The 15,859-nt window shown below is 64.9% G+C and carries 11 protein-coding genes; 6 read left to right on the top strand and 5 right to left on the bottom strand.

Annotation, left to right across the window (positions count from 1 at the left end; translation table 11 throughout):
* Window positions 1-149 precede the first annotated feature (149 nt).
* A complete protein-coding gene (locus tag ASD45_RS21425; protein WP_056913746.1) occupies window positions 150-1,319 on the top strand; it encodes a mandelate racemase/muconate lactonizing enzyme family protein in 1,170 nt (389 codons plus the stop codon).
* A gap of 114 nt (window positions 1,320-1,433) precedes the next feature.
* Complete coding sequence (locus ASD45_RS21420) at window positions 1,434-2,819, top strand: patatin-like phospholipase family protein (RefSeq protein ID WP_056913745.1); 1,386 nt, start codon at window positions 1,434-1,436, stop codon at window positions 2,817-2,819.
* Window positions 2,820-2,828: 9 nt separating this feature from the next.
* On the opposite strand, the gene ASD45_RS21415 is transcribed toward ASD45_RS21420, so the two are convergent.
* The 4 genes from ASD45_RS21415 to ASD45_RS21400 form a co-directional block, all read right to left on the bottom strand.
* Complete coding sequence (locus ASD45_RS21415; RefSeq protein ID WP_056913744.1) at window positions 2,829-3,458, bottom strand: LysE family translocator; 630 nt, start codon at window positions 3,456-3,458, stop codon at window positions 2,829-2,831.
* 9 nt (window positions 3,459-3,467) lie between these two features.
* On the bottom strand, window positions 3,468-3,806 hold the full coding sequence (locus tag ASD45_RS21410; RefSeq protein ID WP_156381027.1) for a hypothetical protein: 339 nt from the start codon (window positions 3,804-3,806) through the stop codon (window positions 3,468-3,470).
* Window positions 3,807-3,860: 54 nt separating this feature from the next.
* Window positions 3,861-6,875 (bottom strand): DNA polymerase I, encoded by a 3,015-nt coding sequence (gene polA / locus ASD45_RS21405; protein WP_056913742.1) that lies wholly within the window; start codon window positions 6,873-6,875, stop codon window positions 3,861-3,863.
* 151 nt (window positions 6,876-7,026) lie between these two features.
* A complete protein-coding gene (locus ASD45_RS21400) occupies window positions 7,027-8,082 on the bottom strand; it encodes an acyltransferase family protein (RefSeq protein ID WP_244485598.1) in 1,056 nt (351 codons plus the stop codon).
* 181 nt (window positions 8,083-8,263) lie between these two features.
* Here ASD45_RS21400 and ASD45_RS21395 point away from each other — a divergent pair, with 181 nt between their 5' ends.
* The 4 genes from ASD45_RS21395 to ASD45_RS21380 all read left to right on the top strand — a co-directional run bounded on the left by ASD45_RS21395 (window position 8,264) and on the right by ASD45_RS21380 (window position 14,959).
* Window positions 8,264-9,577, top strand: coding sequence for a UDP-glucose/GDP-mannose dehydrogenase family protein (locus ASD45_RS21395; protein WP_056913740.1), 1,314 nt, complete (start codon window positions 8,264-8,266; stop codon window positions 9,575-9,577).
* 59 nt (window positions 9,578-9,636) lie between these two features.
* On the top strand, window positions 9,637-12,090 hold the full coding sequence (gene hrpB, locus ASD45_RS21390; RefSeq protein ID WP_056913739.1) for an ATP-dependent helicase HrpB: 2,454 nt from the start codon (window positions 9,637-9,639) through the stop codon (window positions 12,088-12,090).
* Between the two features lie 134 nt (window positions 12,091-12,224).
* Entirely contained in the window at window positions 12,225-13,724 is a 1,500-nt protein-coding gene (locus ASD45_RS21385; RefSeq protein ID WP_056913738.1) for a phosphomannomutase/phosphoglucomutase, read from the top strand.
* Between the two features lie 107 nt (window positions 13,725-13,831).
* A complete protein-coding gene (locus ASD45_RS21380) occupies window positions 13,832-14,959 on the top strand; it encodes an FAD-dependent monooxygenase (RefSeq protein ID WP_056913737.1) in 1,128 nt (375 codons plus the stop codon).
* Here ASD45_RS21380 and ASD45_RS21375 read toward each other — a convergent pair.
* Window positions 14,956-15,741 (bottom strand): SDR family oxidoreductase, encoded by a 786-nt coding sequence (locus ASD45_RS21375; protein ID WP_056913736.1) that lies wholly within the window; start codon window positions 15,739-15,741, stop codon window positions 14,956-14,958. The genes ASD45_RS21380 and ASD45_RS21375 overlap by 4 nt on opposite strands.
* Window positions 15,742-15,859 lie beyond the last annotated feature (118 nt).

Here is a 15,859-nt window from a genome sequence, read left to right as displayed (position 1 = left end):
GGCGAAGGTTGCGGGCCCGGAGGCCGGTGCCGTGCCGCCAGCTAACCGCAACGTGGTAAATTCCTGGTTATTAGGCCCGCTCGTGTGGGGTGGCGGGACTGGTGGTAGCGGTTTAAGGAACGCACGCTGTTCCTGACCTGAGAGGCCCCATGCGCATCACCGCCATCCACGACATCGTCGTGCCGATCTCGTCGGCCATTGCCAACGCCTATATCGACTTCTCGACGATGACGGCGAGCGTGGTTGCCATCCACACCGATGTGGTGCGCGACGGCAAACCGGTCGTCGGCTTCGGTTTCAATTCGAATGGCCGTTATGCACCACAAGGCCTGCTGCGCGAGCGCTTCATTCCGCGGTTGCGCGACGCCAAGGCGGAGACGATCCAGGACGAGCGGGGCCTGGTCGATCCGGCGAAGGCCTGGGCGACGATGATGAAGAACGAAAAGCCGGGCGGCCATGGCGAGCGATCGGTCGCCGTTGGCGTGCTCGACATGGCGCTGTGGGATGCGGTTTCAAAGGCCGAAGGCGTCCCGCTGTGGAAGCTGCTGGCCGACCGTTACAACGGCGGCAAGGCGGATGACAAAGCCTGGGTCTACGCCGCGGGCGGCTATTATTATCCGGACAAGGACATCTCGGCGCTGCAGGACGAGATGAAGCGCTATCTCGATCTCGGCTACTCGACGGTGAAGATGAAGATCGGCGGCGTGCCGCTCGCCGACGACATCAAGCGCATCGAGGCTGTCTTGAAGATCGTCGGCGGCAAGGGCGAGAATCTCTGCGTCGACGTCAACGGCCGCTACGATCTCGACGAGGCTATTGCCTGCGGCGACGCCATCGCGCCGTATAATCTCCGCTGGTACGAGGAGCCGCTCGATCCGCTCGATTATCTGCTGCACGCCGCGCTGGCGACGCGCTACCGGCCACCGCTCGCCACGGGCGAGAACCTGTTCTCGATGCAGGACGCGCGCAATCTGATCCGACATGGCGGCCTGCGCGCCGACCGCGACTGGCTGCAGTTCGATCCGGCCCTGTCCTACGGACTGGTCGAGTATCTGCGCACGCTCGACATGCTGCGTGCCCATGGCTGGAGCCCGCGGCGTTGCGTGCCGCATGGCGGCCACCAGTTCGCGCTCAACATCGCCGTCGGTCTCGGCCTCGGCGGCAATGAGAGCTATCCGCAGGTGTTCGCGCCGTTCGGCGGCTTCGCCGACAACACCGCGGTGAAGGACAGCCGCATCGCCATGCCGTCGATTCCGGGTATCGGCTTCGAGGGCAAGAACGCGCTCTACGCCGTGATGAAGCCGATGCTCGCAGCGTGACGGGCGGGCGTCCGCCCGCTAGACTGGTCGCGCGAGGCCGTCGTCACGTCACAGGGCCTGCGGGCGGAAACGGTGCCAGTCGGTTTAGGGCGTATCAGGACGAGTGCCGCCGCCATGCTTGCGGCGCTGACGCTTGCTGTTGCTCTGGGTGGTTGCGCCAGCGTCTATAATCAGCCGTTGAATGCGCCGTCGGCCGCGCCGTTCCAGGGCATCATTCGCTCGGCCGATGCGGCGGAGTCCGGTTCACCCGGCGCGCCCGGCCTGCGCAGCGATACAGTGATCGGGCTCGCCTTTTCCGGCGGCGGCACGCGCGCCGCTGCCTTCGCCTACGGCGTGCTCGATCGCATGTCGCAGACGCCGACGGTTCGGCATGGCCAGTTACTCGACCATATTGGCGTCATTTCGGGCGTGTCCGGCGGCTCGATCATGGCGGCGTACTACGGACTGAAGGGCCCGGCGGCGCTGACCGACTTCCGCGCGCGTTACCTGACGCAGGACCTGATGTCGCAGCTCAATACCAGCCTGTCGCTGGGCAACATCTCGCGCGCGCTCGGCGGCGGCGCCAACACCGACACCGCGTTGCGCGACTGGTTCAACACCCATCTATTTCACGATGCGACTTTCGCCAGCCTCATCGGCAAACGGCCGGTGACGATCATCAACGCCAGCGATATCTACAACCGCACGCCGTTCCTGTTCTCGCCGCAGACTTTTGCCGCCGCGTGCAGCGACATCGCGCAGTACCCGGTCGCCGCGGCGGTGGCGGCATCCTCGGCGGTGCCGGGCGCTTTCGCGCCGGTGGTGATCGAGACTTTTCCCGAGCAGTGTGAGACGCCGTTGCCGGCCTGGGTCACGGAGGCGGCGAAGAACGTCGATGCGCCGCCGCTGTTGCGCGCCTATGCGCGCGGCATGACCGACATCCGCAGCGGCCGGGTGAAGTACGTCAAGCTGTTCGACGGCGGCCTGACCGACAATCTCGGCGTGTCGGGCATCACCATCACCCGCGCCGGGCAGACCACACCCTACGGCCCGCTGCGCCCGGAAGAGGCGGTCAATCTGCGGCGGCTGATGTTTCTGGTCGTCGATGCCGGCCAGGGTCCGAAAGGCGACTGGTCGAGAACGCTCGAAGGACCTGCGGGCAAGGATCTGTTCGGCGCCGTGGTGGACGTGCTGGTCGATGCCAATTCGCAGTCGAGCTACACCGCCTTCGCGGCGACAATGAAAAGCTGGCGCGACTCGATCGTCAAATGGCGCTGCGGCCTGAAGCCCGTCGAAGCGAACCGTCTGCGCGGTCGCGGCGGGCCGTGGAATTGCCAGGACCTCAAATTCACCATCGCCCGCATTTCGTTCGACCAACTCGGCCCCGATCGGGCCAGATCGCTCAATGCGGTGCCGACCAGTTTCACGCTGCCGCCCGAGAGCGTGGACGAACTGGCGCGCGCCGGCGGCGATGCCCTGAGCGCCAATCCGGCGTTTCAGCGCTTTCTCAGCGAGATGTGACGACGCCGGCTACTTGCGACCTTCCAGTGCCATGCGCAGGGCGAGGCCGCCGAGCATCGTGCCCATCACCCAGCGCTGCGCCAACAGCCATTTCGGCCGAGTCATCAGGAATGCGGCGATCGAGCCGGCGGCGCAGGCGATCATCGAATTGATGGTGATGCTGATGGCGATGTGCGTCGAGCCGAGCACCAGCGACTGCGTCAATACATTGCGCGCCGGGTCGATGAAGTTCGGCAGCAGCGCCAGATAGAAGATCGCCATCTTCGGATTGAGCAGGCTGGTCAAAAGGCCGGTGAGGAACAGCCGGTGCGGCCGAGCCGGCGGCAGCGTCCGGATCTGGAACGGTGATCTGCCACCCGGGCGCAGCGCTTCGAAGGCAAGCCAGGCGATGTAGGCCGCCCCGGCGAAGCGCAGCGCGTCATAGGCGTAAGGCACGGCGAACACGATGGCGGTGAGGCCGAACGCCGTACACAAGAGATAAACGACGAAGCCGACAACGACGCCCGAGAAGGCGATCAGGCCGGCGAGGCGGCCCTGCGTAATCGCACGCGAGATCATGTAGATCATGTTCGGCCCGGGCGTCAGCACCACGGCGACGGCGAGCGAAGCGAAGGCGATGAGGGAGGTGGTGGTGGGCATGGACGTCCGCTAGCTGACGGAGTTGAGGAGCAAGGCCGGGACAGCGATCGTCCCAATCGCGACGGCGGTAAGAAGCAATGCGTAAGCGCCGCGCCGCTCGCGCGGCTGGCCGAAGAACCAGCGGAGTGCCGCGACGAACACCGGCGTCGCGATTGCGAATTGAATTGAGGCCAGCAGTCTCGCATTGAACAGCGAGCGGTTGGCCCAGGCGTCCGCGAAGGGTCCTACGAAGCCGATCGTTCGGCACCAGGTACCGGCTTCGGGGGCATTCTTGCAAAGCGGCGCGAGCCACGCGGACGCAAAATCGTAAGTGACGAAAATCTGAACGGCGACGATGATGACCGTCACCACAATCGTTCCTTCGCCGACTTTTCGATCCCAGACGCCCATTGCGATTGACGCCTAATGCGCCTCGTCCCAATTGTCGGCGGCGCGAGCCTCGACCTGCAACGGCACGTTCATGGCGATGGCCGGATGCGGCGCGCCTTCCATGACGTCGCGGATGATCGGGATGGTGTCGGCGACTTCCTTCTCCGGCACCTCGAAGATCAGTTCGTCGTGCACCTGCAGCAGCATCTGCGCGCTGAGCCTGGCGCTGGCGAGTTCGCCCTCCATGCGCATCATGGCGCGGCGGATGATGTCGGCGGCCGAGCCCTGCAGGCGTGCGTTGATGGCGGCGCGTTCGTTGAAGGCGCGCAGCGACGGGTTCGACGCCTTGATATCCGGATAATGGCACTTGCGGCCGAACAGGGTGAGCACGTAGCCGTTCTGGCGGCAGTACTCCTTCGTTTCGTCCATGTAGTCACGGATGCCCGGGAAGCGTTCGAAATACTTCTTGATGTACTCGCCCGCCTCACCGCGCTCGATGCCGAGCTGGTTGGCGAGGCCGAAGGCCGAGATGCCGTAGATGATGCCGAAGTTGATGGCCTTGGCTCTACGGCGCACTTCCCCCGGCATGTCCTTCACCGGCACGCCGAACATTTCCGACGCCGTCATGGCGTGAATGTCGATGCCGTCCTTGAACGCCTGCCGCAGCGTCGGCACGTTGGCGACCTCGGCCAGCAAACGCAGTTCGATCTGCGAATAGTCGGCCGAGATGAGCTTCATGCCCGGCGCCGCGACGAAAGCCTTTCTGATCTTGCGGCCCTCCTCCGTTCGGATCGGGATGTTCTGCAAATTCGGCTCGGATGACGACAGCCGGCCGGTCGAGGTGGCGGCGAGCGCGTAGGATGTGTGCACGCGCTGCGTCGTCGGGTGGACGTAGTTCGGCAGGGCCTCGGTATAGGTCGAGCGCAGTTTCGACACCTGACGCCAGTCGAGAATGACCTGCGGCAGCTTGTGGCCCTGTTCGGCGAGTTCTTCGAGTTCGCGGGCGGTGGTGGACCATTGTCCGGTCTTGGTCTTGGAGCCGCCGGGCAGGCCGAGCTGGCCGAACAGGATGTCGCCGAGCTGCTTGGGCGAGCCCGGATTGACCTGCGTACCGGCGATCTTGTTGATCTCCTCCTCAAGCGCGACCTGCTTCTTGCCGAACTCGTTGGACAGCTTGGCGAGCACAGCGCGGTCGATGGAAATGCCGCGACTCTCCATGCGCGACAACACTGCAGGCATCTGCCGCTCCAGCGTCTCGTACACGGCGGTGACGCGATCGGCCGCCATGCGCGGCTTGAGGCCCTGCCACAGCCGCAGGATGATGTCGGCGTCCTCGGCGGCGTAAGCAGCGGTGCGCGAAATCGGCGTCGCCTCGGCGGTGAACAGCGCTTTTTCCTTGTTCTTAACTTCGTTGAAGCGCGACGGCATGCGATCGAGGTAACGGCTGCCCAGCGTCGCGGTGTCGTGGCCGCCCCGGCCGGCATCGAGCACGTAGGAGATCAGCATCACATCGTCGGCGGCGCCGAGAGTAATGCCGCGCATACCGAGCACGAGACGGTCGCGTTTGATGTCATGGCCGACCTTGATGACGCAATCGTCCTCGAGCAGCGCCTTGAGCGTGTCGAGCGCGGCGCGCTCCGGGATCTGGCCGTCGCACAGCTTGGCGGCGAACAGGCCGGCGCCGTCACTGTCGCTGGCGTCGCGGTGGCCGAGTGGCAGGTAATAGGCCTCGTTCGGCGCCACGGCGAACGCGATGCCGCAGAGCGCCGCCTGCAATGGGTCGAGCGCGCTGGTCTCGGTCCTGATGGCGATGGCGCCGAGATCGAGCGCGCGGACGATCAGTGCCTTGAGCGCGTCGAGGCTGTCGATGGTCTGGTATTTCGAGGCATCGAAGTTCGCATTGCGCAGGCGCTCGAGCCGACGCTCGGCCAGCGAGATCGGTGTCATTTCGCCGGACGCGTCGGCGGGCGCATGGCCGGCGGACGGCGGCGCATCGAATGCAAGCTGGCCCTGGCCGGCGGTGCGGCCGGAGGGAGCGGGTGCGGCTTTGGAGGTCAGCGCGGCGTCGGCGGTGACGGCGCTGGCATCGATGCCGGATTTCTCGGCGATGCGGCGGGTAATGGTGGTGAACTCCATCGCCTTGAGGAAGGCGATCAGGTTCTTGTAGTCCGGCTCATGCACCGCGAGCTCGGCCACATCGACCTCGAGCGGCACCTTGTTGTCGAGTGTCACGAGACGCTTGGAGATACGCGCCTTGTCGGCGTTGTCCTTGAGCGTCTGCCGGCGCTTGTCCTGCTTGATCTCGTCGAGATGGTCCAGCAGCGTTTCCAGATCGCCGTATTTGCCGATCAATTCTGCCGCGGTTTTCGGCCCGATGCCCGGCACGCCCGGCACGTTGTCGGAGGTGTCGCCGATGAGCGCCTGCGCCTCGATCACCTTCTCCGGCGACACGCCGAATTTTTCCATGACCTCGGCGCGGCCGATGCGCTTGTCCTTCATGGTGTCGTACATGACGACGGTATCGCCGACGAGCTGCATCAGATCCTTGTCGGAGGACACGATCGTTGTCGTCGCGCCTGCTTCGCAGGCGAGCCGCGCATAGGTGGCGATCAGGTCGTCGGCCTCATAGCCGGCCTGCTCGAGGCAGGGAATCTCGAAGGCGCGCACGGCGTCGCGGATCAGGGGGAATTGCGGCCGTAGATCCTCCGGCAGGTCGGGCCGGTGCGCCTTGTAGTCGGGATACATATCCGTGCGGAAGGTCTTCTCGCTCTTGTCGAAGATCACGGCGAGATGCGTCGGCTTGTTGTCCGCCGGCATTTCGCTGAGCAGCTTCCACAGCATGTTGCAGAAGCCGAGCACGGCGTTGACTTGGAGGCCGTCCGACTTGCGGGTCAGCGGCGGCAGCGCGTGATAGGCGCGGAAGATGTAGCCGGAACCGTCGACCAGGAAGACGTGGTCGCCTTTTTTCAGGGCGCGCGCCGCCGGATTGGCGGGTGCGGCTTTGGCGGCAGGTTTCGGAGCGGATTTGGTGCTTTTGGATGTCGGCATGGCCCGAATGTGGGCCGTGCCGCGGGATGAATCAATGTTCAATCCACAGTCATTCCGGGGCGCGAACGAAGGGAGCGAAATCCATCGATCGCAGCAGTGGCGTCATGGATTCCGGGCTCGGTCCATCGGGCCGTCCCGGAATGACGGAGGACTACTCCGCCGGCTGCAGCGTGAACTCGGGCTTCTTCTCGGCCGATTTCTCCTTCTTCGGTACCAGCCAGAATATGGCCGGCCGCTCGAACAGGAACTTCAGGAATGTGCCGCGCACCGCCCAGTACACTATCAGCGCACCGATCACGCCGGCCGCGGTGACGAGCACCGAAATGGTGCCGATGTCGGTGATGATATGGGTCTTGAGCAGCACCGCGCGCGAGGCCGCCATCGGCAGGAAGAAGGCCAGATAAATGACGATCGAGTTGCGGCCGCAATAGCGCAGCGGCTTGAACACGTCATGCAGCGACAGCAGCGAGGCGATCGTGGCGACCGCCGCCGCGCCGACAAGGCCGAGCGCCAGTGAGTAGAAGGGCAGGGCGGCCACACCGGCCTTGACCATAAGCCCATTGACGATGCCCCAGACCACCAGCGCAGCCATGCCGAGTTGGGGCCTCGCCTGCGCCCATGCGGTCACGGCGAAGATGTAACGCGCGGCGATGTAGCCGGTATAGACGTAGATGAAGCGCGCGGCGAATTCGTCCGGAATCATCCAGCCGGTCTCGACGTGCGAGATCTCCATGGCGGCGCCGATGAGCCACAGCACCGGCCACGGTACGCGCTTGGTGAGCTTGATGAAGACGAAAAAGATCGGCAGCAGGTAGATGAACCACAGCGTGCCGAACGGCTCGATGAACGACATGAGATAGGCGTGCACCACGCCGGCCACGCCCTGCTCGGCGATGAAGCCCGGCGCCTTGAAGGCGAACTGGATCGCCGTCCACAGCAGATAGAAATAGAAGAAGTGGACGACCTTGCGGTCCAGATACGTGCGCCAGTCGCGGTCGATGACATTGGCGAGGAACAAGCCCGAGATCATGAAGAAGTCCGGCATGCGGAACGGCCGCGCGAACTCGACGACATGATTCATCCAGCCGGTTTGGCCGGCGGCGGCTTCGACGCCGAGCACCGAGTGCATCATCACCACGAAGACGATGCAGAAACCCTTGGCGTAGTCGACCCAGTCGACGCGCCCATCATGCATTTGTACTGGCATTTTATCGGTCCCGTTCATGATAGGCTTATGACAGGCCAACGTTTCTTTCCTCTTTACAGAATCGCAGAAAATCGGCCCGACTTGGGGCTCTCTCGCTTCCGGTCGGGCGCTCTGCTAAGGAGCGGGCATGGGCGGCAGCCGCGATCGATTAACTATCTTGCTCTCGGATACGGTTTAGAAAATGCGCGTTGCGATGATCGGCTCTGGCTATGTGGGACTGGTGTCGGGGGCCTGCTTCGCCGACTTCGGCCATGAGGTGACCTGCGTCGATAAAGACAAAGGTAAGATTAATTCGCTCAATGGCGGCGCGGTACCGATCTACGAACCGGGGCTGACCGAACTGGTCGCCGCCAACGCCAAGGCCGGGCGGCTCAAGTTCACCACCGACCTTGCCGCGGCAGTCAAAGGCGCCGACGCGGTGTTCATCGCCGTCGGCACACCGTCGCGTCGCGGCGACGGCCATGCCGACCTGTCCTTCGTCTACGAGGCGGCCAAGGAGATCGGCGCGGCGCTCGGCGGCTTCACCGTGGTCGTTACCAAATCGACGGTGCCGGTCGGCACCGGCGACGAGGTCGAGCGAGTTATCCGTGAAACGCGGCCCGATGCCGAAGTCGCGGTGGTGTCCAACCCGGAATTCCTGCGCGAAGGTGCGGCGATCCAGGACTTCAAACATCCCGATCGCATCGTCGTCGGCACCGACGATGAGCGCGCCAAGGCGGTGATGACCGAACTCTACCGGCCGCTTTACCTCAACCGCTCGCCGATCATGTTCACCGGGCGCCGTACGGCGGAGCTGATCAAATACGCGGCCAATGCGTTTCTCGCCACCAAGATCACCTTCATCAACGAGATCGCGGATCTCGCCGAGAAGGCCGGCGCCGATGTGCAGGAGATCGCGCGCGGCATCGGCCTGGACAACCGCATCGGCTCCAAGTTCCTGCATGCCGGCCCGGGCTATGGCGGCTCGTGCTTCCCCAAGGACACGCTGGCGTTGCTGAAAACCGGGTTGGATCACGACACGCCGCTGCGCATCGTCGAGGCCGTGGTCGCGGTCAACGACAACCGGAAGCGGGCGATGGCGCGCAAGGTCGCGCATGCGCTCAATGGCGACATTCGCGGCAAGACCGTCGCGGTGCTGGGGCTGACCTTCAAGCCGAACACCGACGACATGCGCGAGGCGCCGTCGATCCCGTTGATCGCGGCGCTGCACGACTTGGGGGCACAGGTGCGCGCCTACGATCCGGTCGGCATGGAAGCGGCCCGGGATTATCTGTCGGACGTCACCTATTGTCGCGATGCCTATGACTGTGCCGAAGGCGCCTCGGCGCTGGTGATTGTCACCGAATGGGAGCAGTTTCGCGCGCTCGATTTCGTCCGGCTCAAGTCGGTGATGGCCAAGCCCGTGCTGGTCGACCTGCGCAACATCTACCGGCCCGACGAACTTACCCGTCATGGCTTCGTCTATGAGGGTGTCGGGCGGGGGAAGAAGGGCTAACGCAGGCCCTCTTTCTTCCCCTCTCCCCTTGTGCGAGAGGGGAAGAGTGGCCGGCATCGATGCAGAAATTTGATTCACCGCTCCCCATCGACGATGCGCTGCCGCGCCTTCTTGAGGCGTTGCGTGCGCGCGAGGCCGCTGTGCTGGTGGCGCCGCCGGGCGCCGGCAAAACCACCCGCGTGCCGCTGGTGCTGCTCGATGAGCGGTGGGCAAAAGACAGGAAGATCCTGCTGCTCGAGCCGCGCCGGCTCGCCGCCCGCGCCGCAGCTGCGCGCATGGCGGCAACCCTGGGCGAGCAGGTCGGCGATACCGTCGGCCTGCGCGTGCGCTTCGGCTCCAAGATCTCCAGGAAGACCCGCATCGAGGTCGTCACCGAAGGCGTGTTCACACGACTGGTGCTCGACGATCCCTCGCTCGACGGCATTGCCGCGGTGCTGTTCGACGAATTCCACGAGCGCTCGCTCGACGCCGACCTTGGCCTTGCTTTGGCGCGGGACGTGCAGGAAGGTCTGCGCGAGGATCTCAAGGTTCTGGTGATGTCGGCGACGCTCGACGGCGCGCGCGTCGCGGCGCTGCTGCGCGATGCGCCGGTCGTCGAGAGCGAGGGCCGCGCTTTTCCGGTGGAGACGCGCTATCTCGGCCGCGACCCGCGCGAGCGCATCGAGCGGCAGGTGGCGGATGCGGTCAAGCGCGCGTTGCGCGCCGACACCGGTTCGCTGCTGGTGTTTCTGCCCGGCGCCGGCGAAATCCGCCGCACCGAAGCCATGCTGAAAGACGACGTGCGCGATCCGGACGTCGATATCGTCGCGCTCTATGGCGCGCTCGAGGCGCGCGACCAGGATCGGGCCATTTCTCCGACGCCGAAAGGCAAACGCAAGATCGTGCTGGCGACCTCGATCGCCGAGACGTCGCTGACCATCGAAGGCGTGCGCGTGGTGATCGATTCGGGCCTGTCCCGTGTGCCGCGCTACGAGCCGGATGTCGGGCTGACGCGGCTCGAGACCGTGCGCGTGTCGCGCGCCGCCGCGGATCAAAGGCGCGGTCGCGCCGGCCGCACCGAGCCGGGTGTGTGCTACCGGCTGTGGGACGAGCCGCAGACCGGATCGTTCGATGCCTATACGCGGCCGGAAATCCTGTCGGCCGACCTGTCGAGTTTCGTGCTCGACCTGGCGCAATGGGGCGCGAGCGATACTGGCAAGCTCGCCTTTCTCAACGCTCCGCCGCAGGCGGCGATGAAGGAAGCGCGTGCGCTGCTCGCCGAGCTCGGCGCGCTCGACGCGCAGGGCCGCATCACCGGGGAAGGCCGCAAGTTGCGGGCGCTGCCTTTGCCGCCGCGGCTGGCGCGCATGGTGGTCGATGCCGGAGCCGAGGGCGCGGGCGCGCAGGCGGCGAATATCGCCGCCATTCTGACCGAGCGCGGCCTCGGCGGCGACGATGTCGATCTGACCCATCGTCTCGACCAGTTCCGCCGCGACCGCTCGCGCCGCGCCGAGGATGCGCGGGCCATGGCGAAGCGATGGGCGTCCGGCAATGGCGATGGCGACATGTCTGTCGGCGCCGTTCTGGCGCTTGCCTACCCCGACCGCGTCGCGAAGAACCGCGGCGCCGGCGGCGCTTTCCTGCTGGCCAATGGCCGCGGTGGTCTGGTGGATCAGACGTCCGCGCTGGCGCGTGAGCCGTTCATCGTCGTCGCTGAACTGACCGGAACGGCCAATGCCAGCCGCATCGTGCTGGCGGCGCCGATGGCGCTCAGCGAGATCGAGCAGCGTTTCGCCGACAAGATCGAGGACCGCGATGCCGTAACCTTCGACAATGCCACCGCTTCGTTGCGGGCGCGGCGCACGCGGCGGCTCGGATCGATCGTGCTCGCGGAGCAGATCAAACAGGTCTCGCCAGACGCCGACACCGCCCACATTTTCGCACAGGGCCTGATCGCGCAAGGTCTCGGCAAACTCGATTGGAGCAAGGCGGCGTTGCAACTGCGCACCCGCGTTCAGTTTCTACGCCGCGCCGAAGGTGACGAGTGGCCGGATCTATCCGACGAAGGTCTTGCGCAAAGCGCCGCAGACTGGCTCGAGCCGTTGCTGATAGACAAGACGTCCCGTGGCCAGATTTCGGCCGGCGACTTGTTCGATGCCGTGAGCAACCAGGTGCCGTGGAATATGCGCCGCCGCCTCGACGAGGAGGCGCCGATGCATTTCACCGCGCCGACCGGCACCCACGCGACGATCGACTACGAAGCCGAGCAGGGGCCGACGATCTCAATCCGATTGCAGGAATTGTTCGGCCTGGCACAGCACCCCTCGATCGCGGCGGGGCGCATTCCGCTGGTCATCGAATTGCTGTCGCCCGGTCACAAGCCGGTGCAGATCACGCGCGACCTTCCGGGCTTCTGGCGCGGCTCCTATGCCGACGTCCGCGCCGACATGCGCGGGCGGTATCCAAGGCACCCCTGGCCGGACGATCCGGCTTCGGCCGCGCCGACCCGCCGGGCCAAACCGCGCGGCACCTGACCCGTGTGGAATTCTGCCATTTTCCGGCCCCGGGACGGAGCTATTTGGTCTCCTTGAGCGTTAGGGTAATCAAGTGGCAATTTCCCCAACGCTATTGTCCTGCCCAATTTCCAGCCATCCCATTCGAGGATTTGATGTATCCGACCCCGAAGCCCGCGCTGACGCCCAATACCTATGCCTACGAGTCTTCGCCGCTGGTGAAGCCGACCGGCTTCCGCGAATACGACGCGCGCTGGCTGCTCGAAAAAGAAATCAACCTGATGGGCGTGCAGGCGCTCGGCATCGGCCTGGGGACGCTGATCAAGGAAATGGGCGTCAAGCCCGAGATCGTCACCGGTCACGATTTCCGCAGCTATTCGGCGTCGGTGAAGATGGCCTTGGTCTCCGGCCTGCTGGCTGCCGGCTGCAAAGTGCATGACATCGGTCTGTGCACCACGCCGATGGCCTATTTCGCCCAGTTCGATCTCGACGTGCCTTGCGTCGCGATGGTGACGGCCTCGCACAACGACAATGGCTGGACCGGCGTCAAGATGGGCGCCAACCGGCCACTGACCTTCGGCCCGCAGGAGATGACCCGGCTCAAGGAAATCGTCCTCGGCGCCAAATTCGATCTGAAGGGTGGCGGGTCGTATGTGTTCGTCGAGAATTTCCCCGATCGCTACATCGCCGATCTGACCAAGCGGCCGAAGATCAAGCGCAAGCTGAAAGTCGTGGCGGCCTGCGGCAACGGCACGGCCGGCGCCTTCGCGCCGCGCATTCTCGAAGCTATCGGTTGCGAAGTGGTGCCGCTCGACTGCAATCTCGATTACACCTTCCCGCGCTACAACCCGAACACCGAAGACATGAAGATGCTGCACGCGATGCGCGATGCGGTGTTGATGAACAAAGCCGACGTTGCGCTCGGCTTTGACGGCGATGGCGACCGCTGCGGCGTCGTCGATAACGAGGGCGAGGAGATTTTCGCCGACAAGGTCGGCGTGATGCTGGCGCGCGACATGTCGAGCCTGCACAAGAATGCAACCTTCGTGGTCGATGTGAAATCGACCGGGCTGTTTCTGACCGATCCGGTGCTGAAGGCGAACGGCGTCAAGGTCGATTACTGGAAGACTGGCCACTCCTATATCAAGCGCCGTGTCAACGAACTCGGCGCGGTGGCGGGCTTCGAGAAGTCCGGCCACTTCTTCTTCAATCGCCCGTTCGGCCGGGGTTATGACGACGGCATGATCTTTGCGCTGGCGGTGTGCGACATGCTTGACCGCAACCCGGATAAGACCATGGCGGACCTGCGCAAGGCGCTCCCCAAGACCTGGGGCTCGCCAACCATGGCGCCGCATTGTGACGATGAAAAGAAATACGGCATCGTCGATGCGGTGGTGAAGCATTTCGAGGGTCTGAAGAAGGATGGCTCGCGCTTTGCCGGCCAGCCGATCCGCGACCTCGTCACCGTCAATGGTGTGCGCGTCACGGTCGAAGACGGCACCTGGGGCCTGGTACGCGCCTCGTCGAATAAGCCGGAGCTCGTCGTTGTCGTCGAGAGCCCGGTGTCCGAAGCGCGCATGCGCGAGATGTTCAAGTCCGTCGACGGCGTGCTGCGGACCTTCCCGGACGTCGGCGAGTACAACCAGACGATTTGAACTCGTCTTCCGGGGCGCGCCGAAGGCCGCGCCCCGGAACGACAGCTGAATTATCTTTCGTCTCGCACCGGATACCGCGCACCCGTGTGGTGTGACACACTCGCGCCATGCGCATCGCGATCCTTGGCGCCGGTCCGGCCGGCCTCTATCTCTCTTACCTCATCAAGCGCCGCGCGCCGGCTGCCGACGTCACCGTGATCGAACAGAACGCGGCCGATGCCACCTTCGGCTTCGGCGTTGTGTTCTCCGATCGCGCGCTCGACTTCCTCCGCGAGGATGACGAGGACACCTACGCCGCCATCGTGCCGTTTATGGAATCGTGGCGCGACATGACGCTCAACCATCCGCGCGGGCGCAGCGTCATCGACGGCGTCGGCTTTGCCGCCATCGAGCGGCTGAAGCTCCTGCAGCTGTTGCAGGCGCGCGCCGCCTCGGTCAACGCCACGACGATTTTCGGTTGCGCGGTGCGCTCGCTCGACGAACTGTCTGAGTTCGATGCCGTCGTCGGCGCCGACGGCGTCAATTCGCTGGTGCGCCGCACTTATGCCGCCGAACTCGGCGCCAGTGTCGGTCACTTGACCAATCGCTTCGCCTGGTTCGGCACCGGGCAGGTGTTCGAGACGCTGACGCAAACCTTCGTCGAGACCGAGTGGGGCCCGTTCAATGCGCATCATTACCGCTACGCGCCGGACCGCTCGACCTTCATCGTCGAGACCGGAGCCGATACCTTCGCCGGCGCTGGTCTGGCACAGATGGATGCCGCGCAATCGCAGGCTTTCTGTGAGCAGGTCTTCGCGGCGACGCTCGATGGCGAGCCGCTGATCGCGAACAATTCGATCTGGCGGCAATTCCCGCTGGTGCATAATGCGCGCTGGTCGCACGGCAAATACGTGCTGATGGGCGACGCCCTGCACACCGCGCATTTCTCCATCGGCTCCGGCACCCGGCTGGCGCTGGAAGACGCCATCGCGCTCGACAAGGCGCTGGCTGCGCATCCGAAGGATATCCCGGCGGCCTTCGCCGCCTATGAAGCGATGCGCCGCCCGGTGCTGGAGAAGCTGGTCGGCGGCGCCAATGACAGCGCCACCTGGTACGAGCATTTCGGCGAGCATATGAAGCTCAGGCCCGCCGACTTCGCCATGAGCTACATCACGCGCTCCGGTCGCGTCGATCTCGAGCGGCTGCGCAAGCTGTCGCCGGAGTTTGTCGGCTGGTACGAGGCGTCGAGAACCTAGCTGTTGCGCAAGTCCTTGCGGAGCGTCGGCAGGCCGATGCCGGTCGAATCGAAGCCGCCGTCGACGCACAGGATCTGGCCGGTGATGTAGCTCGCCCGATCGCTGCACAGGAAATAAATGGCCTCGGCGAGCTCTTCCTCAAGACCGTAGCGGTTGAGCGGCATGTGGTCGTGATAGTCGGCGCGGATCTCCGGCGTGTGCACGGCTTTGGCCATCGCAGTATCGACCGGTCCGGGTGCCACCGCATTGACGCGGATGCCATACTGCGCGAGCTCAGCCGCCTGCTGTTTGGTGAGGTGAGCGAGCCCGGCCTTGCTGGTGCCGTAGGCGGTCCGCAAGGTTGACGCGCGCAGGCCCGAGATCGAGGTGATGTTGACGATCGCGCCGCCGCCGTGGTCGCGCATCATCGGTGCCGCGGCTTGCGTGCAGATGAACGGCCCGCTGAGATTGACGGCCAGCACGCGCGACCAGTCTTCGAAGGTGACGTCGAGGATCGGCTTGAAGATGGCGATGCCGGCATTGTTGACCAGCGCGTCGAGCCGGCCGAACTGGCGGCTGACCGCATCGAACGCCAACGCCACCGCGTCCGGCTGCGACACGTCGCATTCGATCGCCATGATGTCATGATCGCCGGCGAGCGCGGCATGGGCGGCGTGAAGGGTCTCGGAATTGATGTCGAGCAGCGCGACTTTGTAGCCTTCGGCCAGAAAGCGCTTGGCGGTGGCCAGCCCGATGCCGCGCGCCGCGCCGGTGACCAGCGCCACCTTATGTCCCGAATGCATGGTCCCTCCCGAATGCCCGCGATTTTTCGCCGGTCGTGCCATACCAGTTCAAGCCGTTTGCGGCCCGGCGATCAAGAGGCCTCGTCACCATGCGCTAGATCAAAGCAGGCGGGGGCGG

The organism is Pseudolabrys sp. Root1462 (assembly GCF_001426945.1).
In the GTDB taxonomy this organism is placed as follows: Bacteria; Pseudomonadota; Alphaproteobacteria; order Rhizobiales; family Xanthobacteraceae; genus Pseudolabrys.
The sequence above is the reverse complement of the archived record's forward strand: the minus strand, read 5'-3'. Positions and strand labels throughout refer to the sequence as shown.